This is a genomic window from Streptosporangium sp. NBC_01755 (genome assembly GCF_035917995.1).
Lineage (GTDB): Bacteria > Actinomycetota > Actinomycetes > Streptosporangiales > Streptosporangiaceae > Streptosporangium.
Genome location: NZ_CP109131.1, coordinates 5,869,542 through 5,895,610 on the forward strand (window position 1 = coordinate 5,869,542; position 26,069 = coordinate 5,895,610).

Here is a 26,069-nt window from a genome sequence, read left to right on the forward strand (position 1 = left end):
ATTGGTGACTGCTGTGACCGAACACCCCCCGGCGGCGCGGCCGTAATGGAATCCCGCGCGCTCGCCGTCACCGGCGCTTTCGAATTCACTCCCGAGGTGTTCCCCGACGAGCGGGGTCTCTTCGTCTCCCCGTTCCAGGAGGCGGCGTTCGTCGAGGCGGTCGGACACCCGCTCTTCCCGGTCGCGCAGACCAGCCAGAGCGGTTCCGTACGCGGCGTGCTCCGCGGGATCCACTTCACCCTCGCTCCGCCGGGGACCGCCAAGTACGTGCACTGCACACGGGGGAGCGCACTGGACATCGTCGTCGATCTCCGGGTCGGCTCCCCGACGTTCGGCGTGTGGGACCAGGTGATGCTGACCGGTGAGAGCTTCCGCTCGGTGTACCTCCCGCCGGGGCTCGGCCACGCCTTCGTCGCGCTTGAGGACGACACCGTGATGTCTTACCTGCTCTCGCAGCGGTACCGGAAGGAGAACGAGTTGGCGCTCTCGGCCTTCGACCCGGAGCTCGGGCTGCGGCTGCCCGAGGGACTGGCGCTGATCCAGTCGGAGCGGGACCGGGAGGCGCCCACGCTGGCGAAGGCGCGGGCGCTCGGCATGCTGCCCGACCACAAGGAGTGCCTGCGGATCGAGGACACCTTCCGGCAGGTGTGACGACGGCGTGCGGGAGCCGGTCGCGGCCCGGGGGGCGGCTCTGGGCCCAGGGGCGGGGAGCGGTTCTGGGCTCAGGGGAGCCCCGTCTGGGTTCAGGGGAGCTGCTCTGGGCTCGGAGGAGCCCCGAGCCACAGCCATAGGAAGTCGCGGCCATAAAAAGCCGTGACCGTAGGAAGTCGCGGCCATAAAAAGTCGCGGCCATCGGAAGATGAAAATTCGTATTAAAGGAGCCAGCATGGCCGTACCCTCCCGGCGGCAGACTCGTTCACCGTTGCAGGTGCGGCTCGCGGAATCCGTGCTCTCCCCGGGAGGGTGGTTCGCGACACTCGACGAGTTCCACCGGTGGCTGTCCGAGGCGGCGAACCGTACGTACATGAACGTGCGGAAGGTCCCGTTGACCGGGCTGTCCGGCTGGGAGGTGGAGCGGCACACCGGCAACATCCGGCACCGGACGGGAAAGTTCTTCAGCGTCGAGGGCCTGGATGTCCACGTTCCCGATCGACCTGTCTCCCACTGGTCACAGCCGATCATCAACCAGCCGGAGATCGGCATCCTGGGCATCCTGGTCAAGGAGATCGACGGAGTCCTGCACTGCCTCATGCAGGCCAAGCACGAACCGGGCAACCACAACGGCCTGCAGCTCTCTCCCACCGTGCAGGCCACCCGGAGCAACTACACCCGGGTGCACCGGGGCAGGCCGGTCCCCTATCTGGACTACTTCCTCGACACCTCCGGCCACGAGGTGATCGCGGACATCCGCCAGTCCGAGCAGGGCGCCTGGTTCTACCGGAAACGCAACCGGAACATGGTCGTCGAGATCGCCGGGGAGATCGAGGTCGCCGACGGCTTCTGCTGGCTGACCCTCGGCCAGCTGCACACTCTGATGTCGGTGCCGGATCTGGTGAACATGGACGCGCGGACCGTACTGGCCTGCATGCCGTTCTCAGGAGCCGAGCTGACCTCGGTGCTGGCCACGGCACTGGCTACGGCGCCGGCCACGGCATTGGCCACGGCACTGGCTACGGCGCCGGCCACGGCATTGGCCACGGCGCCGGCCACGGCATTGGCCACGGCACTGGCTACGGCGCCGGCCACGGCATTGGCCACGGCGCCGGCCACGGCATTGGCCACGGCACCGGCCACGGCGCCGGCCGCAGCACTGGCTATGACACCGGCCGCGGCGTCGGCCGCAGCACTGGCTATGACACAGGCCGCGACGCTGGCCACGGCACCGGCCGCGACGCCGGCGGGTGAGGCGGACGGCGAGTTCCGTGCCGCGCTCGTCCGCTCCTGCGATCCGGGCGAGGCCGGTCCGCACACCATGGGGGAGGTGCTGAGCTGGATCACCGACATGCGCACCAGGACCGACCCGCAGGTCAGGCTGATCCCCCTCGACGAGGTGCGGGGATGGCGGCGGACGGACGAGCTGATCTCCCACGAGACCGGCCGCTACTTCGACGTCGTCGGGGTGAGCGTGGAGGCGGGCGGGCGCGAGGTCGGCCGCTGGGACCAGCCCATGATCGAACCCTTCGGGACCGGGGTCATCGCGTTCCTGGTCGGGGAGATCGACGGGGTGCTGCACGCCCTGGTGCACGCGCGGGTCGAGCCGGGCTACGCCGACGTGGTGGAGCTGGGGCCGACCGTGCAGTGCACCCCGGAGAACTACGACCACCTGCCCGCCGGGGCGCGCCCGCCCTTTCTCGACGAGGTGCTGGAGGCCGGCCCTGAGCGCGTCCGGTTCGAGACGATCCTGTCGGAGGAGGGCGGGCGCTTCCACAACGCCCGCAACCGCTATCTCATCGTGCACACCGACGGGGCCGCCGGGATCGACCATCCCGAGTACCGCTGGCTGAGCGTGTCCCAGCTCGGGGAGCTGCTGCGGCACAGCTTCTACCTCAACATCCAGGCGCGCAGTCTCCTGTTCTGCCTGACGAGCCTGACGGGCCTGACGGGCCTGACGGGCCTGACGGGCCTGACGGGCCTGACGGGCCTGACGGGCCTGACGGGCCTGACGAGGCTGATCAGCCTGACTACAACGACGCCAGCACCTCTCGCAGCGCGCTGATCACCCTGTCCTGGACGTCGCCGGGCAGTGACGGGTACATCGGAAGCGAGAAGATCTCACCGGCCAGCTTCTCGGTGACGGGCAGGCTGCCCCTGCCGTAGCCGAGGTGGGCGAACCCGGTCATGGTGTGGACCGGCCACGGGTAGCTGATGTTCAGCTGGATGTCGTACGCCTTCAGCGCCTCGATGATGTCGTCGCGGCGAGGATGGCGCACCACGTAGACGTAGTAGACGTGGTCGTTGCCCTCGGCGAGCGCGGGAAGGACGAGTTCGGTGTCGCCGAGGCCGTCGGCGTAGCGGGCCGCCACGGCGCGCCGGTCGGCGATGTACCGGTCGAGCCGGCCCAGCTTGCGGCGCAGGATCTCGGCCTGCAACTCGTCCAGCCTGCTGTTGTGGCCGGGGGTCTCGACGACGTAGTAGGTCTTCTCCATGCCGTAGTAGCGCAGCCTGCGCAGGTTCCGCTCGACCTCGTCGTCGGAGGTGAGCGTCGCGCCGCCGTCCCCGTAGGCGCCGAGCACCTTGGTCGGGTAGAAGGAGAACCCGGCCGCCTTCCCCATCGATCCCGCGACGCGCCCGTGGTGGCGGGCGCCGTGCGCCTGTGCGCAGTCCTCGAAGATCATCAGGTCGTGCCTGGCCGCGAGCCGCTCCAGCGGCTCCATCTCGACGCACTGGCCGTACAGGTGGACCGGCAGCAGGCACCGGGTCCGCTCGGTGACGGCGGCCTCCACCTGGGCGGTGTCCATCAGGTGGTTCTCCGGGTGCACGTCCACGAAGACCGGCCTCGCGCCGATGGCGTCGATCGCGACCACCGTCGGCGCCGCGGTGTTGGAGACCGTGATCACCTCGTCGCCGGGGCCGACCCCCACGGCCTGCAACCCCAGCTTGATCGCGTTGGTGCCGTTGTCGACGCCGACGCAGTGCCCCACCCCGTGGTAGCCGGCGAACTCCGCCTCGAAGGAGCGGACACTTTCGCCGAGGACCAGCTGCCCTGACCGGAACACCGTCTCGACGGCGTCCATGATGTCCTTCTGCTCGTTGTCGTATTCCAGCAGATAGTCCCAGACACGCGTGGTCATGGCAGTCCCTTTCTCGAAGGCTCGGCCCAGCATAATGATCCACGAGAAGCGGGGGGAGCCCCCTGCCCCGGTGCCGTGAGGCGGTGGCGTCCGAAGGCCGATCAGTTCGACTGCCCGGCGTACAACGCCTCCTGACAAGGTCTAGGCGGGCACCACGATGGGAGTTCCGGCGACCGGGTCGGGGACGATCAGGCAGGAGAGGCCGAACACCTTCTCGACCAGTTCGGCGGTGACCACCGCGGTCGGGGGCCCCTCGGCGACGACGGCGCCGTCGGCCATGGCGATGATGTGATCGCAGAAGCGGCAGGCGAGGTTGAGGTCGTGCAGCACCGCGACGATGGTCTTGCCGGACTCGGCGTTGAGCCTGCGCAACAGCCGTAGCAACTCCACCTGATGGTTGATGTCCAAGAACGTGGTGGGTTCGTCGAGCAGCAGCAGGTCGGTGTCCTGGGCCAGCGCCATGGCGACCCAGACCCGCTGCCGCTGTCCGCCGGAGAGCGCGCGCAGCGGGCGGTCGAGCAGGCCGGCCGTGTCGGTCGCGGCCAGCGCCCGGGTCACCGCCTCATGGTCACGGTCGGTCCACCGGCGAAACCAGCCCTGGTGCGGGTAGCGGCCGCGGGAGACCAGGTCGGCGACCGTGATGCCGTCGGGCGCCACGGGGGTCTGCGGCAGCAGGCCGAGCATCTTGGCCACGTCGAGAGTGCTCAGTTCGGTGAGCGTCCTGTCGTCGAGATACACGGCTCCCCGGCGTGGCTTGAGGAGCCGGGCCAGGCCGCGCAGCAGCGTCGACTTGCCGCAGGCGTTGGCGCCGACGATCGCGGTGATCTTTCCGTCGAGTATGGAGACGTCGAGATCGGTGATGACAGCTCGATCGTCGTAGCCCAGGGACAGGCCTTCGGCGCGAAGACGGCTCATCCGCCTGCTCCTTGTCGGTTCGTGGTGGCGAGCAGCCACAACAGGTACGGCGCGCCGACCGCGCCGGTGACCACACCGGTGGGCAGCGCTGCCGGCAGCAGATGCACGGCGACCAGGTCGGCGGTCAGCAGGACCACCGCCCCCACCAGGGCCGCGGCGACCACGCCGCCGGTGGCGGGGCCCAGCAGCCGATTGGCGATCGGTCCCGCGACGAGCGCGACGAAGACGAGGGGCCCGGCCGCCGCGACGGCCAGCGCGACCAGGACCACGGCGGTGGCCAGCAGACCGGCGCGGGCGAGCTCGGTGGTCACGCCCAGTCCTCGCGCGGCGTCGTCGCCGAGTTCGAGCGCGCGAAGCTGCCGTTGCAGCAGCATGGCCAGGGGCAGCAGGACGACCAGTGCGCCGAGCAGGAGCCGCAGCTCGGTGTCGCCGGCCTGCCCGACCGAGCCGGTCAGCCAGTGAATCGCCTGGCGCGCCTCGAACAGCTGGGCGCGGGTCAGCACGAACCCGGTGAAGCCCTCGAAGCAGGCCGCCACGCCGATGCCGATCAGGATGAAGCGGTAGCCGCTCACGCCGTCGCGCCAGGCGAGCAGATACATCAGCAGCGCGGCCACGACGGCCCCGCCCAGCGCGAGCCCGGCTATGGCGATTCCGCTGACGTTCAGGAACACGATGCCGGTGACCGCGGCCAGACTGGCGCCGGCGGAGATGCCCACGAAGTCGGGTGAGGCGAGGGGATTGCGGAGCAGGTGCTGGAAGATCGTCCCGGACGCGCCGAGGGCGAGCCCGACCGAAAGCGCGGTCGCGGCGGTCGGGAGCCGCAGGCCCAGGACGACGAAGTCGAGGCTCGGGTCGTCGATCGTGCCCAGCAACGACCCGATCACCTCGGCGGCGGAGAGACGGAAACTGCCCACCATCATGGTCACCACGAACAGGGTGGCGACGGTCGCGGCCAACGCGAAGGTCACCACCACGATCCGGGCCGTACGGCGGCGCCGGGTGGCGCGGACGGCGTCGGAGACGGTCATGGAGGCGTCGTGAGTCGTGGTCATGCCGGTCACACCTCCGACAGCCGGCCGTAGCGCACGATCACGACGAAGACCGGCGCGCCGAGCACCCCGAGGACCACGCCGGCCTGTAGTTCCCCGGGGGCGCCCGCGACCCGGCCGAGCACGTCGGCCAGCAGCAGCACGATCGGCGCCAGCAGCATCGAGTATGGCAGGATCCATCGGTGGTCCGGACCGCAGAGCACCCGCGCGAGGTGCGGCACCACCAGTCCGATGAAGACGATCGGCCCGCAGGCCGCCGTGGCCGCGCCGGCGAGTATCGCGACGACCCCGAAGGCGACGGCTCTGGTGAGGCCGACCCGCCGGCCGAGCCCTCGCGCGACGTCCTCGCCGAGCGCGAGCCCGTTGAGCGCCCTGCCCAGGCACAGTGCCGCGACCAGGCCCGCGAGCAGGAACGGCGCGACCCCGGTCAGGATCGGCGCGTACCGGCCGGCGAGCGACCCGACCTGCCAGAAACGCAGCTCGTTCAGTGCGTCGACGTTGGTCATGATGATGCCCGAGGTGACGGAGCCGAGGCCGGCGGTGACCGCTGCGCCGGCCAGGGCCAGTTTGACGGGGGTGGCACCTTCGCGGCCCAGCGACGCGATCGCGTACACCAGCAGGGTCGCGACGATCGCGCCCGCGAAGGCGAACCATATGTACACGCCCACGCCCCGGATTCCCAGAACCGTGAACGCGAAGACCACGAGGACGGCCGCGCCGGAGTTGATCCCCATGATCCCGGCATCGGCCAGCGGATTGCGCGTGACGCCCTGCAGGATCGCGCCTGCGAGGCCCAGGGCGGCACCCACCAGGATGCCCAGGAGCGTGCGCGGCACGCGCAGCTCCAGGGTCACCGTACTGGTGATCGACTCATCGGCGTCGAGGCCGCCCAATGCCCGCAGAACGTCGGGCAGCCCGATGTCACGCGAGCCGAGGGTCACGCTGAGGAACGCCACCGCGGCGAGCAGGACGCAGAGCGCGGCGAGCCCGAGCCCGAGGACCGGGGCCCGCCGTAGTGAAAGCGTGCTGGACATCAAAAGGGGTCAGTCGCCGAGGTTCTCGTCAGCGACCTTGATCGCTTCGGTGAGCTTGTCCACCTCGGTGGCGAAATCGCCGAACGTGTGCAGCCAGTACGCCGGCCAGGCCGCCACCGCACCGGCCTTGGCCGCCTTGATCTTGAACCAGGTGGGCTGTTTCTTGCCCCACTCGGCGTTGACCGTGGGCGTGAAGGACCTGCCGTCCCACAAGATCAGGTCCGGCTGGTACTTGTCGGCGTTCTCCCAGCTGAGGTTCTCCCAGTACGGGAAACCCGGGTCCGGCTTGGCCGGATTGATCACCTTCAGGCCCCAGCGCTGGAAGTCCAGCAGTTCGGGCGCGTACTCGGGGTTGGCGACGTACAGCTTGTCGTCGGCGGGCGACATGCCGAGGACCGTCAGTCCGGGCTTGCCCGCGACCGCCGCCTTGAACTTCTCGACGGACTCTTCGAAACGCTTCTTGTTCGCGGCGATCTCGGGAGCGTCCACCTTGGCGCCCAGGCTCTTGGCGAGGCTCTCGTACCCCTCGGCCAGGTCCTCGATGGACTTGCCCTGAGCGACGCCCACCACCGGAGCCAGCTCGGCGAGCTTCTTGCTCTTCTCGTCGACCCCTTCCTCCAGGCCGCTGTGCGCCTTCTCCGCCGGCCACCAGTCCGCGACGATCAGATCCGGCCGCAACGCGGCCGCCTTTTCCACGTCGATCTTCCCCCACTCCTGGCCGAGGATCTCGATCCCGGAAAGGTCGAGGCTCTTCAGGTTGAGGTCGGTCTTGATCGACTCGTCGGCGTAGATGCCGACCGGTTTGATGCCGAATGACATCAGCGCGGCCGCCTCACCCGCGTGCGCGATGATCCGGGTAGGGATCTTGTCGGTCTTGACCGTCTCACCGGAGCCGTCGGTGAACGACCACGAGCTGGAGGACGAGGGCTGTGTGTTCGGGGAATTCTGTGTGTCCGGGGAGCTCTGTGTGTCCGGGGAGTTCTGCGCACCGCAACCGATGAGCACAGGGCCCAACGCCGCCACGACGAGAACCCGACGCAACGTGCGCATGCGGTGTTCCTATCTTGCAAAGGTAAACTTGCTACCAAGTTAGGTTAGCCTATCCAAATTTTCAACCCCTGGGCGGTGTAGCCGATCTCACCTTTCCCGCCGGATGCCTTCTGCCCACGCGGTTCGGGCCGGGCGTGACCCCGGATGGGTCTCCCGGGGCGTGTTCGCCCGCATCAGCCGTCGAGAAGCACGGCGACGGCCGGGTCTACCGGCGCGACTCCCAGGCCTTCCAGAGGTGGGCGTAACGGCCCCCGGCGGCGACCAGCCGTTCGTGGGGCCCCTCCTCGACGATCCGCCCGTGTTCCAGGACGACGACGCGATCGGCGGAGACGGCCTGGGTCAGGCGGTGCGCCACGATCAGGGTGGTCCTGCCGCGGGTGGCCGCGGCGGCCGAGTCCTCCAGCACGCGCGCGCCCAGGCTGCCCGCCTCCGCGGTGGCCTCGTCCAGTACGGCGACGGCCGGGTCGGCCAGTACCAGGCGGGCCAGGGCGAGCTGCTGCGCCTGGGCGGGGGACACCTCGTGGCCGCCCTCCCCGACCACGGTGTCGAGGCCCTCGGGCAACGCCTGTGCCCAGGCCAGCGCCCCGACCACCTCCAGCGCCGAGGTGACCTGCTCGGCCGTCGCCCCGGGGCGGGCCAGGCGCAGGTCCTCGACGAGGGGGCCGGCGAAGACGTGGGTCTCCTGCGTGATGATCGCGACGTGTCCGCGCAGCCTCGCGGTGTCCAGCGAGGAGGGCGCGACCCCGCCGATCAGCACGCTGCCGCCGCTCGGGCGCAGCGACCCGGCCGCGATGGCGGCCAGGGTCGATTTGCCCGCGCCCGTCGAGCCGACCAGGGCCACCCGGGCCCCGGCGGGGATGCGCAGGGTGACGCCGTGCAGGACCTCGGTGGAGCCGTCGTAGCCGAAGCGTACGTCGACCAGGTCGAGTGAGGCGTCGGCCGGTGACGCTCCCCCCTCGGGTTCCGGGTCGGACTCCAGCTGGACGACGCCGACCAGCCTGGCCAGGCTCGCCCCGGCCGCCTGCACCTCGTCGAAGACGAACAGCAACATGCCGATCGGGTTGAACAGCCGGTGGAACAGCACGGCCGCGGCGGCGGCCTCGCCGACGGTGACGGCGTCCGCGCGGACCAGCAGGAAGCCGGCGACCAGAATGGTGGTCAGACCGAAGAACTCGGCCCTGTTGACCCTGCCCACGAAACGGGTGAACAGGTCCAGCACCCCCACCGACACCTCCCTTGAGTCGTGTGAGGCGGCCTCGATGGCGCGCAGGTGACCTTCCTCCACACGGTAGGCGTGGACCGTGCGCACGCCCTGCATGCTCTCCACCAGCCGCTGTGACGAGCGTGCGACCGCGGTGCGCTGTTTCGCGTAGTAAGGGGCGGCCCGGGGGAGATACCAGCGCAGCGCCAGCGCGTACAGCGGCACCGAGACGGCTCCGGCCAGGCCGAGCCGCCAGTCGAGGCCGACCATCGCGGCCAGGCTCAGGGTGCCGAGCAGGACTGAGGCGATCACGCCGGGGACGACGTCGGAGACGGCCTTGGTGACCTCGGCGGCGTCCGCGCTGACGCGCGACAGCAGGTCGCCCTTGCCCGCGCGTTCCAGCCTGGCGAGCGGGAGTGTGAGGGCGCGGGCGACCGTACGCTCGCGAAGGACGGCCAGGATCCGGCCTCCCAGCCTGGCCACCAGATAGGACGTCAGCCCGGTGGCCGCGCCGCCGACGAGAGCCGACAGCGCGATGGCCACGGCGACCGCGACGATCACCGTGCTGCCCGACTGCTCGAGCACGCGGTCGACGAGGATGCCCATCACGTACGCGGGGATGACCGACGCCGTCGCGCCGAGCACGCCCACGAGCAGCGTCACGACCACCGTGCCACGGCGCTCGCGCAGGTGGGCGCGCAACCAGCGCCAGGTCTCGCCGCCGCTCGCCACCGGCAGCAGGTCCCGTTCCGGTGGCGCGCTCATCGCTGTACCGCCCGCCTGTAGTCGTCGTCGGTGGCGCCCAGGTCGGCGTGTGATCCCTTGGCGACCACCTTGCCGCCGTCCAGCACGAACACCCGGTCGGTGGCGGCGAGCAGGGCGGGACTGCTGGTCACGACCACGGTGGTGAAGGTGCCGCCGCCCTCGGGGTGGCGCAGGGAGCGCAGGCCCCAGGCGATGCCCTGTTCGGTGACCGCGTCCACGGCCGTGGTCGGGTCGTGCAGCACCAGGATCGGGGGGCGGGCCAGCAGTGCCCTGGCCAGGGCCACTCGCTGGCGCTGGCCGCCCGACAGGCTCGCCCCCCGCTCCACCACCTGGCGTTCCAGGCCGTCGGGATGGGCGGCGACCACGTCGTCGGCTGCCGAGGCGGCCAGGACCGTCGCGAGCTCCTCGGGGTTTCCCGGCCGGCCGCCTACGGCCAGGTTGGTGGCGAGGGTGCCTTCGAACAGGTCGGTATGGTGGGGTTCGACGAGGATCCGGCCGCCGACCCGCACGCTTCCGCTGTACTCGGCAGGGTTCACCCGCCCGGACAGCACCCGCACCAGCGCGTCGGCATCGGCGGGGCGGTGGGCCATGACCCCGACGAACTCTCCTGGCCCGGCCACCAGGTTCAGCCCGGCGAGCGCGTCGTAGCTCACCCCGGACACCTCCAGCCCGCCCGGCCCGCCGTCCGGCGGGCCCGCCTCGCCGGTGTCGGCATTGAGGTTGGCATTGAGGTCGGTGTTGATGTCGGCATTGAGGTTGGCATTGATGTCGGTGTTGATGTCGGTGTTGATGTCGGTGTTGAGGTCGGTGTTGAGGTCGGTGTCGGCGGGCAGCAGCACGGGCGCGCCGGCCACGCGCGCCACCCGGTCGGCCGAGGCGCGCGCCTCGGCCACCCAGCCGGGCACCATCGTCAGCGTGCCCACGGGTTCCATCAGGAACTGCGCCAGCCCGATCACCGTCAGGAACTCGCCGGCAGAGATCTGGCCGCGCAACGCGAACCACCCGGCGAGCACCGCGACCCCGCACGCCAGCAGCGCACCACCCGTGCCGGAGACGGCCGTGTAGATCGCCTGGGTACGGCCGGCCCGCAGCGCGGCCGCCAGCGAGAGCCGGCTGATCCGCGCGTACCGTTGGGAGGCCGCCGCCTCGGCGCCGATGCCCCGCAGCGGTCGCACGCCGCTGACCAGGTCGGTCGCCAGCGCCGCGGCCTGACCGGCCAGCTCCTGCTGGGCGGCGACGTGCCGGGTGATGTACGGCGTGCCGACGTGCAGCGCCAGCAGTGTCAAAGGCGTGGCCACCAGGACGGCCACGCCGAGGGGCGTGTCGATGAGCAGCAGCGTCACGGCGCACACCGCTGCCGCGACCAGCGCCCCGACCGCGCGTGGCAGGTAGTCCAGGAGTTCGGAGGTGTTGTCGGCGTCGTTGGAGGAGATCGTCAGCAGTTCGCCCGCGCGCAGGTCGGTGTCCAGACCGCGCGGGTCGATGATCTTCGCGGCGAACTCCAGGCGCAACAGATGGGCCTCGTGGGCGATGGCGCGCATGAGGGTCCGCGCGCCGTAGCGGTAGGCCAGGCTCAGGACGGTGAACAGCGCGGCCAGCGCGGTCAGCCACCACAGCAGCGATCCGGTGTCGCCCAGGCCGATCGCGCGGTCGACGATCACACCGATGAGGATCGGCACGCTCGCCTCGCACACCTGGTGCAGGCTGGTCAGCAGGGTGCCCGCGCTCAGGCGCGCGGCGTTACGCCTCATGGTCCTGCGCAGGATGCTCGCCCCGGTCACACGCGCGCCTTTCCGGCCGGCAGCCATGCGAAACAGACTCCGCCCAGGCTCACGGTCACCACCCCCACCGGTGGTTCTGTCGGAGAGAGCCGACGGTCCCGGTGCCGAGGGCGAGGCTCGGCGCACACGCGGCGACCGGCATGCCCAGGCAGGCCCGGAGCCACCCTGTACGGTGCGTGGGTAGGACTGGGGACGCCGGGGGCATGGGGGTTCTTTCATGGCGGCTCTGGACGGATGGGCGGATGGCTCACCCGGAATGGATAGGTTAGCCTATCCTAATTGGGGGAGCCTAGCCGGGTCCGGTCGATTTCGACAAGCCAGACATCCCGCGGCCGGGGGGCACGATATCGGATCAAGATGTCATGACCGGCTGTACGCCGAACCCGCTCGCCGTCGGCCCGATCGCCGTCGGCCCACTCGCCGTCGGCCCACTCGATCGTCTTGCCGTCCGTGATCGTGGAGCATGCGAGGAACGCGAAGTCCGTGCCGGGATCGCGGAGGCCGGCGGGCCGGCGGCGGAATGGATGCCCTTCTTCGTCAATCATCGAGGCTAGGGGTGCCCCTAAAACTCCGCTCGGCACCCCAGTCTCCGCCGCCGTTCGTTGCGGGCGAATGGCGACCCGGCTAGGGTGCCGCTCTTTTTCCGTTTTCGCGCTGTGAACGCGATCCCGGGCGGACGCACCTGCGGAAGACGGTTAGGGGTGTTGCCCCAAATTGGCCCTAACTAGCATTGCCGACAGATCGCAGTGACTGATTTATCGCCGACGGGCTAGTTTTTTTGCCGCGAAATCAGTGCTTATCAGGTCGGACATCCCAGAGATAGGATTCTCCCAGATGGCGAAACATTTCCTCTTCATGGTTCATCCCGACCATGGCCACGTGATCCCCAACCTGGCCGTGGTGTCGGAGCTGGTCCGCAGAGGAAACCGCGTCTCCTATCTGACCGGAGACATGATGGTGGGCATCGTGGAGGAGGCCGGCGCCACCGCGCTGCGCTACGACTCGAAGTACCGGGACTCGGACTTCCTGAACCTGGCGCGCGACCCGCTCTACCTGCTCTCGGTCCTGCTCGACGAGAGCGCGGACATGCTGGCGGCGCTGGAGTCCTACCCGGCCGACGACCTCCCCGACATGATCGTCTACGACACCTCCATCCTCTACGCCGGGCGCATCCTGGCCAGGAAGTGGAACCGGCCCGCGACCCAGCTCATCCCGATGTTCGCGTCGAACGCGAACTTCTCGTACCTGAACGCGATCTACAACTCCGACGGGGCCGAGCAGTCCATGCCGGGCTGGGTGGACGACATGTTCGCCCGGATCAGCGCCCTGGCCGGCGTGCACGGGGTCGACGTCCCGCCCGCGGAGCTGTGGTGGGAGATCCAGGACTTCAGCATCGTCAACATGCCGCGGTCCTTCCAGTACGTCGGTGACAGCTTCGACGAGCGGTTCGCGTTCGTGGGGCCGTGCCTGGGCGAGCGGAACTTCCTGGGCGAGTGGCAGCCGCCGGCCAGTGGGCTTCCGGTCGCGCTCGTCTCGTTCGGCGCGGTCTTCAACGAGTATCCGGACTTCTTCCAGATGTGCGTACGGACCTTCACCGACGTTCCGTGGCACGTGGTGATCACGGTCGCGGACGGGATGGACCCCGCCGACCTGGGGCCGCTGCCCCCCAACATCGAGGCGCACCGGTGGATGCCGCACCACAAGGTGCTCCAGCACGCCTCGGTGGCCGTCACCCACGGGGGCATGGGCACCGTGATGGAGGCGCTGCACTCCGGCTGCCCCATGGTGGTCGTCCCGACGTCGTCCATCGACGCGGTGGCCGCCCGGCGGATCGAGGAGCTGAACCTCGGCCGGGCCATCCCGCCGGAGGAGGTCACCGGGGAACTGCTGCTCCAGGCGGTGCTGGAGGTGGCGGGCAGCGAGGTCATCCAGCGGTGCACGGGGGAGATGCAGAAGGATCTGCATGCCGCGGGCGGCACTCTGCGGGCCGCCGACGAGCTTGAGAAGTACCTGCTGCGGATCAAGTGATGGGTGAACCACTCGAGTTTCGGATCATGGGGCCGCTCGGGGTGTTCAGGAAGGGCGAGGAGCTCCGGATCGGCGGCCCCCGGGAGCGCGCGATCCTGGCCAGCCTGGTGCTGAACGCGGGCCGCGTCGTCGGGGTGGACCGGCTGATCGAGGCGGTGTGGGGCGGGCACGCCCCGCAGAGCGCCCGCGGGCAGATCGCCATCTGCGTGTCGCGGCTGCGCAGGGCGCTGGGGGACCGGGCGGACGACATCATGACGTCGAGCCCCGGCTACCTGCTCAGGGCGGCCCCCGAGCAGATCGACAGGCTCCGCTTCGACGACCTCGTGGCGCGGGCGCGCCGGCAGGCCGCCGGGGGCGATCGGGAGGGCGCGATCGCCGTGCTGCGGGACGCGCTCTCCCTGTGGCGGGGAACCCCGTTCGAGGACATCCACAGCATGCGCTACGACGCGGCCCGGCTGCGGGAGTCGCGGCTGGAGGCGATCGAGGCGTGCCTGGAGCTGGAGCTCGAACTCGGCAACCACCTCAAGGTGATCGCGGAACTGGTTCCCGTGGTGGAGGAGCACCCGCTCAGGGAGCGCGCCCGGGCGCAGCTGATGCTGGCCCAGTACCGTTCGGGGCGTCGCGCCGAGTCACTGCGGACCTACCAGGAGGGCCGGCGACACCTGGTGGAACAGGTCGGGCTCGAACCCGGCCCGGAGCTGAGGCGGTTGCACGACCAGATCCTGCGGGACGAGTCCGCGCTGATGGAGGTGCCGGTGGCGCGGCGGGCGGAGGAGTTCGTCGTCCCCTCCCAGCTTCCGCCGCAGGCCCTGCCGTTCGCCGGGCGCGTCGCGGAGCTCGCCGTCCTGGACGACGCGCTCCGCTTCTCCCCGGAGGCGACCGGTCCGGGAACGGTGGTCGTGACGGGACTGGGCGGTTTCGGGAAGACCGCGCTGGCCCTGCGGTGGGCGCACCGCAGGATCGCTCAGTTTCCCGACGGGCAGCTCTTCGCCGACCTGCAGGGGGACGAGGGCGCGGCGGCCTTGGCCCCCGGTGTCGTCGCCGACCGTTTCCTGCGCGCGCTCGGCGTGGCCGGCCATGCCATCCCGGAGGATCTCAGCGAGAAGCTGGCCCTGTACCGCAGCAGGACGGCGCACCGGCGGCTGCTCGTCGTGCTGGACAACGCCCGTGACAGCGCCCAGGTCATCCCCCTGCTGCCGGGCGGCGCGCACTGCCGGGTGATCGTCACGAGCCGGGATCCGCTCGACGAGTTCGTGGCCCGCCAGGGCGCACACCGGGAGTTCGTCCGGCCGCTGGGGTTCGAGGAGTCCAGGGCGCTGGCGGTGATGCTGGTCGGCACCGCCAGGATGGAGGCCGGGCAGGAGGCGATGACCAGGCTCGCGGTCAGCTCCTCGGGATGCCCGCTGACCCTGCGGATGGCGGCGGCGCGGCTCTGCTCGGGGTCCTACCGGGGATCCTTCGACGAGCTCGCCGGCCATGCCGGCTACGACGGCTACGACGGCTACGACCTGGCCAGGATGGTGCCCAGGGCGTCGGTCAGCGCGTTCGCCGACGCCTCCGCGCCGGGGGAGCGCCAGCCGATGTGACCGTCGGGGCGGACGAGTACGGCTCCGGCGGTGCCCACGCCGAACTCCTCCGCCCACGTCGGTGAGGTGAGCTCCGTCGAGTTGTCGGCGGAGATCTCCAAGGTGGTGACGGCGACCCCGGTGTCCTGGGCCGCCTGCTTGGCGGCCTGTGCCCAGCCGGTGCCCGCGGACGTCATCAGGGTGAACGAGCCGCCCAGCAGGTCCAGGGTGGAGACCTGACCGCCCCGCCGCGACAGCCAGACGTGGGGCATGCGGTGACCGGGGCGGGCGGTCGGCAGGTAGGTCCGGTAGGGGTCGGCCGGCTCGGGCGCGGGCGTCCCGTCCGCGACGACGGCGGCGGAGTCGTAGTGGAAGCCGAGCACCAGGCCCTCCGAGCTGCGCCGGCCCGCCTGCCGGTCGATCGACTCCTGCATGGTGAGGCGGCCCTCCATCATCTGGAAGGTGATCAGCGCGTTGTTCAGGCTCTCGGTGACCGTACGGTCGGAGATCGGGCGCCGCTCGGGCGTGTAGGTGTCGAGCAGCGCCTCCCCCGCGGTGCCGCGGAGCACGGCGGCGAGCTTCCAGCCGAGGTTGTGCGCGTCCTGGATGCCGCAGTTCATGCCGAACCCGCCCTGCGGGGTGGCCACGTGTGCCGCGTCCCCCGCGAGGAAGACCGGGCCGCTGCGGAACTCGTCGGCGACCACGGCCTGCTGGAGCCAGGGCATGATGCCCACGATGTCCACCGCCAGGTCGGGGATGCCCGCCGCGGACCGCACCGCCGCGACGCATACCTCCTCGGTGAAGTCGTCGGGGCTGCCGCCGTGCGCCGGGTCGTACCCGGTCTGGATCATCCACCGGCGCCGGTTGTCCACCGCCTCCACCGCGCACGGCGGGTTGCTGAGCAGGAAGTACAGCGCGGCCTGGCGATCGCGGAGCAGCGGCCCCAGGTCGGCGTCGAACATGACGCTGATCATGTTGCCCAGCGGGGGAGGACCGGTCATGGCGATGCCGAGCGCGTCCCTCGTGGTGCTCCGGCCGCCGTCGGCGGCCACCAGGTAGCGGGCGCGGACGAGGCGGCGGGCCCCCGCGGACTCGACCACCGCCTCGACGCCGTCGGCGGTCTTCCGCATCTCCATCATGGTCGTGTCGAAACGGACGTCGGCGCCCGGCTGCGCCTCGGCGAGCGCGCGCAGGATCACCTCGAAACGGTCCTGAGCGCAGATGTAGGTGTAGGTCGGGCTCTGCGGGGCGTCCTCGTGCAGGGGCGCGACCGCCCGCAGGAAGTCGTCGTCGGTCAGCGACGTTCCGACGCCCACCGCCAGGGTCTCCTCGCGGGGCAGTCCCGCGCGTTCGACCTCGTCCTGAATTCCCCACGCCCGGACCAATTCCATTGTCCTGGTGGAAATGAGGCGGGCCTTGGGAAATAGGGAGGTGCCCTGGTGCCTTTCGACGAGCAGTGAGGATATCCCGTACCTCGAAAGCTCGATCGAGGCGGACAGGCCGACCGGGCCGCCTCCGACAATCAACACCTCGACATCGAGCTCGTCCATGGCGTCAGCGTTCCGTACCGCTGTCATCAGCGTCAATAGCCGGATATCCGGATGATATCGGGGTGAAAACCGCCTTCAGTAGCCTTTCCCTTGCAAGCGGACGACAGGTCGGCTCCATTTCACCTCACCACTGAACCACTGACACCCTGGAGACGAGGATGCTCTTTACCGAAGGCTCCGTGGCCCTGGTAACAGGCGGGTCGCGCGGAATCGGGCGGGCTGTGGCGCTCGATCTGGCCAGGGAAGGCGCTCACGTCGTGGTCAACTACCTGAGCTCCGAACAGGACGCCAAGGACGTCGTCGCCCAGATCGAGCAGGAGGGTGGCAGCGCGACGGCCGTGCGGGCCGACGTCACCAAGGAGGAGGAGGTCCAGCGACTCTTCCGCGACCTGCGGTCGGAACACGGCCGCCTGGACGTGCTGGTGACCAGCGCCGGCATCACCCGCGACCGGCATCTCATCGCCATGAGCCTTGAGCAGTTCCGCGAGCCGATGGACGTCAACGTCACAGGCACCTTCCTGAGCTGCAGGGAGGCCCTCCGGATCATGCAGCACCAGCGCCGCGGCTCGATCGTGACGCTGTCGTCGGTCAGCGGGCTCGACGGTGGTTTCCCCGGCCAGACGAACTACGTGGCGTCGAAGGGGGCGATCATCGCCTTCAGCAAGGCGCTGTCCAAGGAGGCGGCGCCGCACGGCGTCCGGGTCAACATCGTGGCACCCGGGTTCGTCGCCACCGACATGACCCGCAGCGTGCCGGCCCAGATCAGGAAGCAGTACGAGTCCCGCATCCGGATAGGCCGGATGGGGCGGCCCGATGAGATCGCGTCGATCGTGAGCTTCCTCGCCTCGGAGAAGGCGTCGTACGTCACCGGCGAGGTGATCGTCGCCCACGGCGGCGGCCTGGGGTGAGCCTGTCATCCACAGCACGAGCTTCGACAGCACGAGCACGGAGGAAAGATGACCATCGACGAGCTGCGCGCCAGGGCTGCCCAGCGTCAGCAGGCGTGTGACCAGATCAAGAAGATGATCGTGACCCGGCTGGATCTGGAGATCGAGCCGAACTGGATCACCGACGACCAGCCCCTGTTCGGCCGCGGCCTTGAGCTGGACAGCCTGGACATCCTTGAGCTCTACGTCGCCATCGAGGCGGAGTTCGGGGTGGCCCTCTACGACAGCGAGATGGCGGTCTTCGGCTCGGTGTCCCGGCTCGCGGAGACGATCAAGCCCGAACTGCGAGCGGCAGCCGCGGTATGACCGTTGCCCAGTCGTCACGGGAATCGCTCAGCCTGAACAACGACCAGATCAGGGAGCTGATCCCGCATCGCTGGCCGATGCTGCTGCTCGACCGCGTCGACAAGGTCGAGCCGGGCGTCAAAGGCACGGCGATCAAGAACGTCACCGGGACCGAGATCTGGTTCCAGGGGCATTTCCCCGACGAGGCGATCCTGCCGGGCGTCGTGGTCATCGAGGCGATGGCCCAGCTCGCCGGAGTGGTCTTCTCGCTCACCGGGACAAGCAAGATCAGTTATTTGGCGGGGGTCAGGTCGATGCGCTTCCGCCGCCGGATCGTCCCCGGTGACCAGCTGGTCCTGACCGCGGAGCGAAGCGCGGGCGGCAGAGGCTTCGGGGAGTACCGGGTCTCGGCGCGAGTGGACGGAAACGTCGCCGCCGAAGGAATCATCACGATCGCCGACCCGGCGGCCGGCAGCACTCATGGAGAGGTGTGAGAAATGGAATCCGTGCTTGCGAACGCGCATCCGGAGGAGACCGTCTTCGGCGAGGTGCGGGACGCGACGGTTCCGCTGCGCTTCTCGACGCCGGCCGAGGAGTACAAGGCCATCAGGGAGCGGGCCGCACTGCTCGACCTGAGCGGGTTCGGCCTGATCGAGATCAGCGGTGACGGCGCCGTCGACTTCGCGCAGCGGGTTCTCGCCCGCGACGTCGAGTACCTGACCTCCGAGCGCTGCATGATGAGCCTCGTCCTGGACGAGTCGGGGCAGATCGTCGACCAGGTGGTCGTGTGGGGCCGGGAGAACGGGATGTTCCTGGAGAGCTCCTGCGGTGCCGGACCGCGCCTGCTGGAGCACCTGCAGAAGCACAACGACGAGGGCGTCGACATCGTCGACCGCTCCGCCGAGCTGACGATCCTGGGTCTGGAGGGCCCCTACGCCTGGGGCGTGGTGGGCCGGCTGATCGACAGCGAGCTGGCCTCGCTGCCGTTCGAGGCCGTGGCGGACACGACCTGGAACGGCGTGGACATCGTGTTCGGTCGGACCGGGTTCACCAGCGAGTACGGCTACCAGATGATCGTGCCCGCCGAGTCGGCCGCCGAGCTGTGGAGGCAGTCGCTGGAGCAGGCGGTGCCCGCCGGTCACGAGGTGCTGGAGATCGCCATGCTGGAGGTCCGGCAGCCGGTGATCCGTCACGAGGCGAACGACGGGGTCGGCATCATCGAGGGCGGCGCCAACTGGCTCGTCGACATCACCAAGGAGTCGTTCATCGGCAGGGACGCGGTGCTGGAGGCGTTCAACGGCCCCGTCGGCCGCCGGACCCTCGGCTTCAGCGGTGGCGAGTCGATCCCCGAGCCGGGCACCCGGGTCCTGGCCGCCGGTCAGGACATCGGCGAGGTGGTGTACGCGGTGCACAGCCTCGGGCTGGACACCACGCTCGGCCTGGTGCGGGTGGACGCGGAGTTCGCCGCGGCGGGCCTGCCGTTCACCATCGGCGACGCCGAGGTCACCACGCTGACCAGCCCCTACATCACGCCCAAGAGCTGGAGCATCCCGATCATCTGATCGGTTGATCGCCGGAGAAGGAGTAAGCATGGCGTCGCGCCCCGTCGTCATCACCGGTCTGGGTGTCATCTGCGCCATCGGCCGTGACCCGACCGAGTTCTGGCTGCGGCTCATGTCCGGCCAGGGTGGTGTCACCCCGGTAGACGACGAGGCGTTCGCCGTGTTCACCGCCAGGTACGCGGGCCAGGTCCCCGCGGAGTGGATCACCGGGCAACTGCCGGACTCCGACGCCGCCCTGGACCGCACCGCCCAGCTGGCCCTCATCGCGGCACGTCAGGCCATCGGCCAGGCGGGGCTGTCGGCGGACGACATCGAGGCCGACCGGTTCGGGCTGGTGCTCGGCAAGTGCCAGGCGACCCCCGACGCGGCGGGCCGCTACCAGCCCATGCACCGCACCGGCGACGTGGTGGCCGGGCGGCTGGGCATGCGCGGGCCGCGCATCCTGGTGTCGACCGCGTGCGCGGCCGGCGGCAACGCCGTCGGCCTGGCCAAGGACAAGATCCTCACCGGCGAGGCGGACGTGGTGCTGGCCGGTGGCGTAGACCCGCTGCTGTTCGGGACCTACGCCGGATTCGCCGGGCTGCAGGCGCTCAGCACCGGCCCCTGCGCGCCCTACAGCCGCTCCGACGGTCTCAACCTCGGCGAGGGCGCGGCCTTCCTGCTGCTCGAACCGCTGGACCGGGCGCTGGCCAGGGGGGCGACCCCACTGGCCGAGGTCGCCGGGTACGGGCTGTCCGCGGACGCCTACCACGCGACCGCGCCCGACCCCACCGGGCGAGGCGGCGCGAGCGCGGTACGCCGGGCGCTGGCCGACGCGGGCATGAGCACCGGCGACGTGAGTTACGTCAGCGGTCACGGCACCGGGACGCCGGCCAACGACGCGATGGAGGTCAAGGTGATGCGGGCGGTCTTCGGTGACCGCGCGCCGCAGGTGCCCACCAGCAGCATCAAGTCCTTCATCGGCCACACCCTGGGCGCGGCCGGCGCGGTCGAGGCGGTCGCCGGCGTGCTGGCACTCCAGCACGGCATGGCGCCGCCGACCATCGGCTTCGACACCGAGGTCACGACGGACCTGGACTTCGTGCCCAACGTGGCCAGGCAGCTGCCGATCGAGACCGTGGTCTCCAACAACTACGCCTTCGGCGGCAACAACGTCGCGCTCGCGCTGACCGTCCCGGGTGGCGAGCGCGAGTACGAGGAGTTCCCCGACCGGCCGGTCGTGATCAGCGGGCTGGGCCCGGTCAGCGGGCTGGGCACCGGGATCGCCGAACTGGCCGAGGCCATCGCGGAAGGCCGCCAGGCCGCCGGCCGGGCGCCCTCGCTGGAGGGGCGGACGTTCGCGCCCCGCTCGCTCTGGCGGCACATGAACCACCTGTCCAGGATGGCGATCGCGGCCTCCCGGCTGGCCTGGGAGGACGCCGGGATCAAGCTGCCCAGGGCGGCGCTGGACAACGTCGGGCTGATCTTCGCGACCGCGGCGGGCTCGGTGGAGAGCACCGGCGGATTCGACGAGAGCGTCGCGGTCGACCCGAACAAGCCGGCCGTGCTGAGCTTCTCCAACGTCGTGCTGAACGCCACCGGCGGCGCGGTCTGCCAGACCCTGGGACTGCGCGGCCCGACCACCACGATCTGCAACGGCGAGGCCTCGGCCTCGATCGCGCTGGACTGCGCGGTCGAGATGATCAAGGCCGGCAAGGCGGACGTGGTGCTGGTGGTGGCGGCGGACGAGACGACGGCGACGGCCGCCGGGGACGCCGGAGACACGGTGGTCACCCCCTACGACCGGGAGCGCACGGGGTCCGTTCCCGGATCCGCGGCCGTGGCCGTCCTGGTGGAGTCGGCCGAGCACTGCGCCGCACGCGGGGGACGCGGGTACGCGCGAATCCTGGGCAGCGGCCACGCCGGCACCGGGGAGCAGGGCGAGCGGGAGTCGATCAGGCGCAGCCTGGCGGGTGTGCCCGCGGAGCGGGTCGGTCTGGTCGTCGGCGCGGGCACCGGTGGCCGGTACGACGCCGACGAGGCGTCGGTCCTGCTCGAACTGGTGCCGGACGGCCTGCTCACCACCTCGGTCGGGCAGACCGGTGACTGCCAGGCGGCGTCGGGCGCGATGAACCTCGCCGTGGCGGCCCTGGCGATCCGCGACGGGATCGCCCCCGCGCTGCACGGCCTTGAGCGGCCGTACGCGGGCGGGGTGGAGTCCTACGTCAGGAAGCCGCACCTGTCGGAACCGGTCGGTCAAGCGCTGGTGCTGACCGCGGCGGCCGACTCGGTGCGCGGAGCCGTCCTGCTGGGGGCGATGACATGAGACCGGACCAGGAGGCCGGCACGCCGTTCGACGTCCTGGAGACCGATCGGCTGCTGACCACCACCCGGTCCGTCCGGCGGCGGCTCGACCTTGACCGGCCGGTGCCGCGCGAGGTGGTGGAGGAGGCCCTGGAGGTCGCCGTCCAAGCCCCGACCGCCAACAACCAGCAGCACTGGCGCTGGCTGGTGGTCACCGAGCCCGCCATCAAGGAGAAGCTCGCCGAGATGATGCGGGTCTCCTGGAACTTCCACCGCAACGACGTATGGACCAGTGCCGGCCGCAGAAGGAACAGCGAGGCGGCGCGGCGGAACAACGCCTCGGTGACCGCGCTGGCCGAGGGGATCGCCAGGGTGCCCGTCCTGGTCATCCCCTGCGTGCTCGGCCGGCCGCCGGACATCGCCGCCATCGACGCCGAGTGGGAGCGGCGGGTGGCGGCCAAGCCCGCGGACGACGGCGGGTACGACGTCCGCCTCGGCGCCATGCGGGCGAGCACCTTCTACGGCTCGATCTTCCCGGCGATCTGGTCCTTCCAGCTGGCACTGCGCAGCCGGGGCCTTGGCAGCACGATCACCTGCATGCACGTGCCGTTCGAGCGGCAGGTGGGCGAACTGCTCAACATCCCGTCCGGGGTCACCCAGGTGTGCATGGTGCCGGTCGCCTACACGATCGGTACCGACTTCCGACCGGCGAAGCGGTACCGAGCCAGAGAACGTACGTATTGGGAGGGGTGGCAGGCATGACCGTTGAGTACGCCGACGTCGTTGTCGTCGGTGGCGGAATCGCGGGCGCGTCCGCGGCCAGCAAGCTGGCCGCGGGTGGCCTGTCGGTCGTCTTGCTGGAGAAGCAGAAGGTCTACCAGGACCTGGTGCGCGGCGAGTGGCTGGCGCCCTGGGGCGTCAGGGAGGCCCAGCTGCTCGGTGTCGCCGACTGCTTCGCGGCGGGCGGCGCCTGGGAGATCCGCGAGTGGATGACCTGGGACGAGGCCGTGCCCGCGGACGAGGTCGAGGCCGTCGACATGACCAGGTCGATGCCCGAGATCGGCGGCCCGCAGTCGTTCCCGCACCACACGGTGTGCGAGCTGATGGCGGCGCAGGCGGCGGACCACGGCGCCAGGCTGGTGATGGACGCGGGCCGGATCAAGGTCACCCCCGGCGCGGAGCCGAGGGTCACCTACTGGGGCGACGGCACCGAGCACGAGATCAGGACCAGGATGGTGCTCGGCGCCACCGGGCGGGTCGGCATCGTCGGCCGGCAGATCGGTGTCTCGATGAGCGGCTCCGTGCACCACTGGGGCGGCGGCATGACGGTCGAGGGACTGGACGACTGGCCCTCCGACGTGCAGGCGATGGGCACCGAGGGCGATGTCATGTTCATGGTGTTCCCGCAGGGCTTCGGCCGGGCGCGGCTCTATCTCAACCTCGCGACCGGCATCCGGCACCGCTACCGCGGGCCCGACGCGGTGCGGAACTTCCTGAACGCCTTCGAGCTCAACTGCCTGCCCGACCGGGGCAAGATGGTGACCCAGGCGATCCCCGCGGGGCCGCTGGCGATCTGGCCGTCGATGACGCTCATCCCCGACGGGCCGCCGCTGACCGAGGGCGTCGTGCTGATCGGCGACGAGGCGGGAAACGGCGACACCGTGCTGGGCACCGGCCTGTCGTGCAGCATGCGCGACGCCAGGACCGTCGCCGACATCCTGCTGCAGAACGACGACTGGTCGGTGGGCGCCTTCGACCCCTACCTGAAGGAGCGCAACGCGCGGATGGAGCGCCTGAACTTCGGCGCGGCCATCATCGGCAAGCTGTACGCGGAGTTCGGGCCCGAGGCCACCGAGCGGCGCAGGCGCGCCCGCCGGTTGATGTCGCAGAACATCGCACTGCAGGTGACGGGGCTGTTGAACATGGTGCCCCCGGAGGATGTGCCGGAGTTCGGCTTCAGTGAGTTCTTCGCCGAACGGCTGTTTAGGGAGACCGCATGAGCATGGAATCGTTGGTCAACAGGACGCTGCACGTCAACGGCGTCGACATCGCGTTCGCCGACCAGGGCGAGGGCGATCCGGTGGTCCTGCTGCACGGATTCCCGGACTCCTCCTACCTGTGGCGCCACCAGATCCCGGCGCTGGTCGAGGCGGGCTTCCGGGTCATCGCACCGGACCTGAGAGGGTTCGGCGAGTCCGGCAAGCCGCAGGAGGTCGAAGCCTACGACATGCAGACGATCGTCAACGACGTCGTCGAGCTGACCCTGGCACTGGGCATCCGCAAGGCGCACCTGGTCGGCCACGACTGGGGCGCGGCCATCGCGTGGATGTACTCGTTCCTGATGCCCCGCAGGGTCGACCACCTGGCCGTGCTGTCGGTCGGCCACCCGGGGGTGTTCTCCACCCCGACGCTGGAGCAGCGGGCGGCCTCCTGGTACATGCTCTTCTACCAGTTCCCCGGGGTGAGCGAGGCGCTGCTGCGCCGCAACGGGTGGCGGCTGTTCAAGCAGATCATGGGCCGCGACGGCGACCACACCCGCTACCTGCGCGACCTCGCCCGCCCGGGTGCGCTGACCGCCGGCCTGAACTGGTACCGGGCCAACCGCTCACCGGAGTCCGAACTCCGCCCCGAGCGGCCCTTCCCGCCGGTGCTCGCCCCCACGCTGGGCATCTGGTCGGCCGGTGACAAGGCCATGATGGAGGAGGGCATGACCGGCTCCGCCAAGTACGTCAAGGGCCCCTGGCGCTACGAGCGGATCGAGGACGCCGGCCACTGGATCCCCCTCGACGCCCCCGAGCAGGTCAACAAGCTGCTGATCGGCTTCCTGGGCACCGAGAAGCCGGCCGAGGCGGCCAACCGCCGCAGGCGGCGGCTCTAGCCGAGTGAGTCGGAGAAGGGGGATCTCATGCTCGGGTTCCTGTTTCCCGGACAGGGCACGGTCCGCGTCGGCATGGGCGCCTGGCTGCGCCGCAAGCCGGTGGCCGCGGAGGTGTTCGCCCAGGCGGACGAGTCGCTTGAGCAGCCGATCTCACCGCTCTGCGCCAAGGGACCGCTGGACCGCCTGGTCGCCACCGAGCACGCCCAGCCGGCGGTGACCGTGTGCAACCTGGCGGCGCTGGCCGTGCTGCGCGCCGACGGGCACGAACCCGGCCTGGTCGCGGGGCACAGCGTCGGCGAGCTCAGCGCGCTGTACGCGGCCGGCGTGCTCGACCTGGCGGGCACGCTCCGGCTGGTGGAGATCCGTTCCCGGTTGATGGCCGAGGTCGGGGTGACGGGCGGGATGAGCGCGGTCATGGGGCTGGCGGTCGAGGAGGTCGAGGCGCTGGCAGCCGAGGCGGCCACCGCGGACGAGCCGCTCGTCGTGGGACTGGAGAACGCGCCGGGCCACGTGGTGGTCTCCGGTGCCCTGCCCGCGATCGAGCGGCTGGGCAAGCTGGCGAGCGGCGCCCGCAAGATCGTGCCGCTCCAGGTCGGCAACGCCTTCCACTCCCCGCTGATGGCCCCGGCCGTACCCGGCTGGCGGGAGGCGGTGCGCGCCGCGCCGATGGCGCCTCCCCGCGTCCCACTCGTCCCCAACGTCACCGCCGAACCCACGATGGACCTGGACCTGATCAGGGAGGCGCTGATCACCCAGCTCACCGAGCGGGTGCGGTGGACCGAGACCGTGCGGAGGACCACCACGACCACCCTCTGCGTCGAGGTGGGCGACAGCAAGGTGCTCACCGGGCTGTCCCGCGGCGTCGGCGCCCGCTGCCTGAGCATGACCGACCCCGGAACGCCGCGCCGGCTGGCCCAGGAGCGGGGCGCGTGAGCCGGTGGGGCTGCGCCATGGTCACCTTCGCCGGACTCTCCCGGCCGAAGGAACTCCTCGGCGAGATGCGGCTGGAGGAGGTCTACACCCGCGGCGAGCGGCTCCGGTCGGGGACCGGCCGCACCCTCCAGCACTGGGCGGGGCGCCTCGCCGCCAAGCGGGCGGTGCTGCGCCTGCTGGACGTCGCGGAGACCGCCGAGCATCTCGGCCAGGCGGAGGTGCTGCCCCGGCCCACCCCGATGTGCTCCCGGAGTGCCGTCTGCCTGCACGGGCACCCGCCCGCCGTACGGCTGAGCGGTGCCCTCGCCGACGCGGCGGGGGACAGGGAGCGGATCCGGATATCCATCAGTCACACCGCCGCCCACGCGCTGGCGGTCGCGCTGATCTCGGCGCGGCTCCCCGAAGACGACCACCTCGATGGGGTTTGACGATGGGTTTGACGATGAGGCCTG

At 70.5% G+C, this 26,069-nt stretch carries 22 protein-coding genes; 14 read left to right on the plus strand and 8 right to left on the minus strand.

Annotated features, from left to right (window positions below; all coding sequences use genetic code 11):
* The first annotated feature begins 45 nt into the window (after positions 1–45).
* On the plus strand, positions 46–651 hold the full coding sequence (locus OG884_RS27975) for a dTDP-4-dehydrorhamnose 3,5-epimerase family protein (RefSeq protein ID WP_326637753.1): 606 nt from the start codon (positions 46–48) through the stop codon (positions 649–651).
* 235 nt (positions 652–886) lie between these two features.
* Positions 887–2,716: an NDP-hexose 2,3-dehydratase family protein gene (locus tag OG884_RS27980; RefSeq protein WP_326637755.1), complete on the plus strand. Its 1,830-nt coding sequence runs from the start codon at positions 887–889 to the stop codon at positions 2,714–2,716.
* Here OG884_RS27980 and OG884_RS27985 read toward each other — a convergent pair.
* From OG884_RS27985 to OG884_RS28015, 7 genes are all read right to left on the minus strand, one after another.
* The gene (locus tag OG884_RS27985) at positions 2,682–3,791 is read right to left on the minus strand and encodes a DegT/DnrJ/EryC1/StrS family aminotransferase (protein WP_326637757.1); all 1,110 of its coding nucleotides are present in this window, start codon (positions 3,789–3,791) and stop codon (positions 2,682–2,684) included. The genes OG884_RS27980 and OG884_RS27985 overlap by 35 nt on opposite strands.
* 141 nt (positions 3,792–3,932) lie before the next feature.
* Positions 3,933–4,706: an ABC transporter ATP-binding protein gene (locus OG884_RS27990; RefSeq protein ID WP_326637758.1), complete on the minus strand. Its 774-nt coding sequence runs from the start codon at positions 4,704–4,706 to the stop codon at positions 3,933–3,935.
* Positions 4,703–5,758: a FecCD family ABC transporter permease gene (locus OG884_RS27995; RefSeq protein WP_326637759.1), complete on the minus strand. Its 1,056-nt coding sequence runs from the start codon at positions 5,756–5,758 to the stop codon at positions 4,703–4,705. Before OG884_RS27995 ends, OG884_RS27990 begins: the two co-directional genes overlap by 4 nt.
* A gap of 5 nt (positions 5,759–5,763) precedes the next feature.
* A complete protein-coding gene (locus OG884_RS28000) occupies positions 5,764–6,789 on the minus strand; it encodes a FecCD family ABC transporter permease (protein WP_326637760.1) in 1,026 nt (341 codons plus the stop codon).
* Between the two features lie 9 nt (positions 6,790–6,798).
* Positions 6,799–7,839 (minus strand): ABC transporter substrate-binding protein, encoded by a 1,041-nt coding sequence (locus OG884_RS28005; RefSeq protein ID WP_326637761.1) that lies wholly within the window; start codon positions 7,837–7,839, stop codon positions 6,799–6,801.
* A 205-nt stretch (positions 7,840–8,044) separates the two neighbouring features.
* Complete coding sequence (locus OG884_RS28010; protein ID WP_326637763.1) at positions 8,045–9,805, minus strand: ABC transporter ATP-binding protein; 1,761 nt, start codon at positions 9,803–9,805, stop codon at positions 8,045–8,047.
* Positions 9,802–11,586 carry an ABC transporter ATP-binding protein gene (locus tag OG884_RS28015; RefSeq protein ID WP_326637766.1) on the minus strand — a complete coding sequence of 595 codons (1,785 nt, stop codon included), beginning with the start codon at positions 11,584–11,586 and terminating at the stop codon, positions 9,802–9,804. Before OG884_RS28015 ends, OG884_RS28010 begins: the two co-directional genes overlap by 4 nt.
* An 834-nt stretch (positions 11,587–12,420) precedes the next feature.
* Here OG884_RS28015 and OG884_RS28020 point away from each other — a divergent pair.
* A complete protein-coding gene (locus OG884_RS28020; protein WP_326637767.1) occupies positions 12,421–13,614 on the plus strand; it encodes a macrolide family glycosyltransferase in 1,194 nt (397 codons plus the stop codon).
* Complete coding sequence (locus tag OG884_RS28025; RefSeq protein ID WP_326637768.1) at positions 13,614–15,200, plus strand: AfsR/SARP family transcriptional regulator; 1,587 nt, start codon at positions 13,614–13,616, stop codon at positions 15,198–15,200. The genes OG884_RS28020 and OG884_RS28025 overlap by 1 nt, the downstream gene beginning before the upstream one ends.
* Here the strand turns inward: OG884_RS28025 and OG884_RS28030 are convergent.
* Complete coding sequence (locus OG884_RS28030; RefSeq protein ID WP_326637770.1) at positions 15,116–16,729, minus strand: FAD-dependent monooxygenase; 1,614 nt, start codon at positions 16,727–16,729, stop codon at positions 15,116–15,118. The two genes, OG884_RS28025 and OG884_RS28030, sit on opposite strands and share 85 nt — an antisense overlap.
* 179 nt (positions 16,730–16,908) lie before the next feature.
* Between OG884_RS28030 and fabG the strand changes: the two genes are divergently transcribed.
* From fabG to OG884_RS28080, 10 genes are read left to right on the plus strand one after another with little or no spacing between them, the layout of a single operon-like run.
* Entirely contained in the window at positions 16,909–17,637 is a 729-nt protein-coding gene (gene fabG / locus OG884_RS28035) for a 3-oxoacyl-ACP reductase FabG (RefSeq protein ID WP_326637771.1), read from the plus strand.
* Between the two features lie 48 nt (positions 17,638–17,685).
* A complete protein-coding gene (locus tag OG884_RS28040) occupies positions 17,686–17,982 on the plus strand; it encodes an acyl carrier protein (RefSeq protein WP_326637773.1) in 297 nt (98 codons plus the stop codon).
* Entirely contained in the window at positions 17,979–18,455 is a 477-nt protein-coding gene (fabZ, locus tag OG884_RS28045; protein WP_326637776.1) for a 3-hydroxyacyl-ACP dehydratase FabZ, read from the plus strand. Before OG884_RS28040 ends, fabZ begins: the two co-directional genes overlap by 4 nt.
* Before the next feature lie 3 nt (positions 18,456–18,458).
* Positions 18,459–19,523 (plus strand): aminomethyltransferase family protein, encoded by a 1,065-nt coding sequence (locus OG884_RS28050; RefSeq protein ID WP_326637777.1) that lies wholly within the window; start codon positions 18,459–18,461, stop codon positions 19,521–19,523.
* Between the two features lie 28 nt (positions 19,524–19,551).
* Positions 19,552–21,828: a beta-ketoacyl-[acyl-carrier-protein] synthase family protein gene (locus tag OG884_RS28055; protein ID WP_326637779.1), complete on the plus strand. Its 2,277-nt coding sequence runs from the start codon at positions 19,552–19,554 to the stop codon at positions 21,826–21,828.
* Positions 21,825–22,568, plus strand: coding sequence for a nitroreductase family protein (locus tag OG884_RS28060; protein WP_326637781.1), 744 nt, complete (start codon positions 21,825–21,827; stop codon positions 22,566–22,568). The genes OG884_RS28055 and OG884_RS28060 overlap by 4 nt, the downstream gene beginning before the upstream one ends.
* On the plus strand, positions 22,565–23,806 hold the full coding sequence (locus OG884_RS28065) for an FAD-dependent oxidoreductase (protein WP_326637784.1): 1,242 nt from the start codon (positions 22,565–22,567) through the stop codon (positions 23,804–23,806). The genes OG884_RS28060 and OG884_RS28065 overlap by 4 nt, the downstream gene beginning before the upstream one ends.
* The gene (locus OG884_RS28070) at positions 23,803–24,684 is read left to right on the plus strand and encodes an alpha/beta fold hydrolase (RefSeq protein WP_326637786.1); all 882 of its coding nucleotides are present in this window, start codon (positions 23,803–23,805) and stop codon (positions 24,682–24,684) included. Before OG884_RS28065 ends, OG884_RS28070 begins: the two co-directional genes overlap by 4 nt.
* 27 nt (positions 24,685–24,711) lie before the next feature.
* The gene (locus tag OG884_RS28075; protein ID WP_326637788.1) at positions 24,712–25,617 is read left to right on the plus strand and encodes an ACP S-malonyltransferase; all 906 of its coding nucleotides are present in this window, start codon (positions 24,712–24,714) and stop codon (positions 25,615–25,617) included.
* Positions 25,614–26,045 (plus strand): phosphopantetheinyl transferase, encoded by a 432-nt coding sequence (locus tag OG884_RS28080; protein ID WP_326637790.1) that lies wholly within the window; start codon positions 25,614–25,616, stop codon positions 26,043–26,045. The genes OG884_RS28075 and OG884_RS28080 overlap by 4 nt, the downstream gene beginning before the upstream one ends.
* Positions 26,046–26,069: the final 24 nt, after the last annotated feature.

Bases quoted from the DNA above. Each gene is read 5' to 3' on its own strand.
- fabZ (WP_326637776.1), top strand. From the start codon at position 17,979: ATGACCGTTGCCCAGTCGTCACGGGAATCGCTCAGCCTGAACAACGAC.
- OG884_RS28065 (WP_326637784.1), top strand. From the start codon at position 22,565: ATGACCGTTGAGTACGCCGACGTCGTTGTCGTCGGTGGCGGAATCGCG.
- OG884_RS28050 (WP_326637777.1), top strand. From the start codon at position 18,459: ATGGAATCCGTGCTTGCGAACGCGCATCCGGAGGAGACCGTCTTCGGC.
- OG884_RS27990 (WP_326637758.1), bottom strand. From the start codon at position 4,706: ATGAGCCGTCTTCGCGCCGAAGGCCTGTCCCTGGGCTACGACGATCGA.
- OG884_RS27995 (WP_326637759.1), bottom strand. From the start codon at position 5,758: ATGACCACGACTCACGACGCCTCCATGACCGTCTCCGACGCCGTCCGC.
- OG884_RS28000 (WP_326637760.1), bottom strand. From the start codon at position 6,789: ATGTCCAGCACGCTTTCACTACGGCGGGCCCCGGTCCTCGGGCTCGGG.
- OG884_RS27985 (WP_326637757.1), bottom strand. From the start codon at position 3,791: ATGACCACGCGTGTCTGGGACTATCTGCTGGAATACGACAACGAGCAG.
- OG884_RS28025 (WP_326637768.1), top strand. From the start codon at position 13,614: ATGGGTGAACCACTCGAGTTTCGGATCATGGGGCCGCTCGGGGTGTTC.
- OG884_RS28075 (WP_326637788.1), top strand. From the start codon at position 24,712: ATGCTCGGGTTCCTGTTTCCCGGACAGGGCACGGTCCGCGTCGGCATG.
- OG884_RS28020 (WP_326637767.1), top strand. From the start codon at position 12,421: ATGGCGAAACATTTCCTCTTCATGGTTCATCCCGACCATGGCCACGTG.
- OG884_RS27980 (WP_326637755.1), top strand. From the start codon at position 887: ATGGCCGTACCCTCCCGGCGGCAGACTCGTTCACCGTTGCAGGTGCGG.
- OG884_RS28060 (WP_326637781.1), top strand. From the start codon at position 21,825: ATGAGACCGGACCAGGAGGCCGGCACGCCGTTCGACGTCCTGGAGACC.
- OG884_RS28055 (WP_326637779.1), top strand. From the start codon at position 19,552: ATGGCGTCGCGCCCCGTCGTCATCACCGGTCTGGGTGTCATCTGCGCC.
- OG884_RS28030 (WP_326637770.1), bottom strand. From the start codon at position 16,729: ATGGACGAGCTCGATGTCGAGGTGTTGATTGTCGGAGGCGGCCCGGTC.
- OG884_RS28005 (WP_326637761.1), bottom strand. From the start codon at position 7,839: ATGCGCACGTTGCGTCGGGTTCTCGTCGTGGCGGCGTTGGGCCCTGTG.
- OG884_RS28070 (WP_326637786.1), top strand. From the start codon at position 23,803: ATGAGCATGGAATCGTTGGTCAACAGGACGCTGCACGTCAACGGCGTC.
- OG884_RS27975 (WP_326637753.1), top strand. From the start codon at position 46: ATGGAATCCCGCGCGCTCGCCGTCACCGGCGCTTTCGAATTCACTCCC.
- OG884_RS28010 (WP_326637763.1), bottom strand. From the start codon at position 9,805: ATGAGCGCGCCACCGGAACGGGACCTGCTGCCGGTGGCGAGCGGCGGC.
- OG884_RS28040 (WP_326637773.1), top strand. From the start codon at position 17,686: ATGACCATCGACGAGCTGCGCGCCAGGGCTGCCCAGCGTCAGCAGGCG.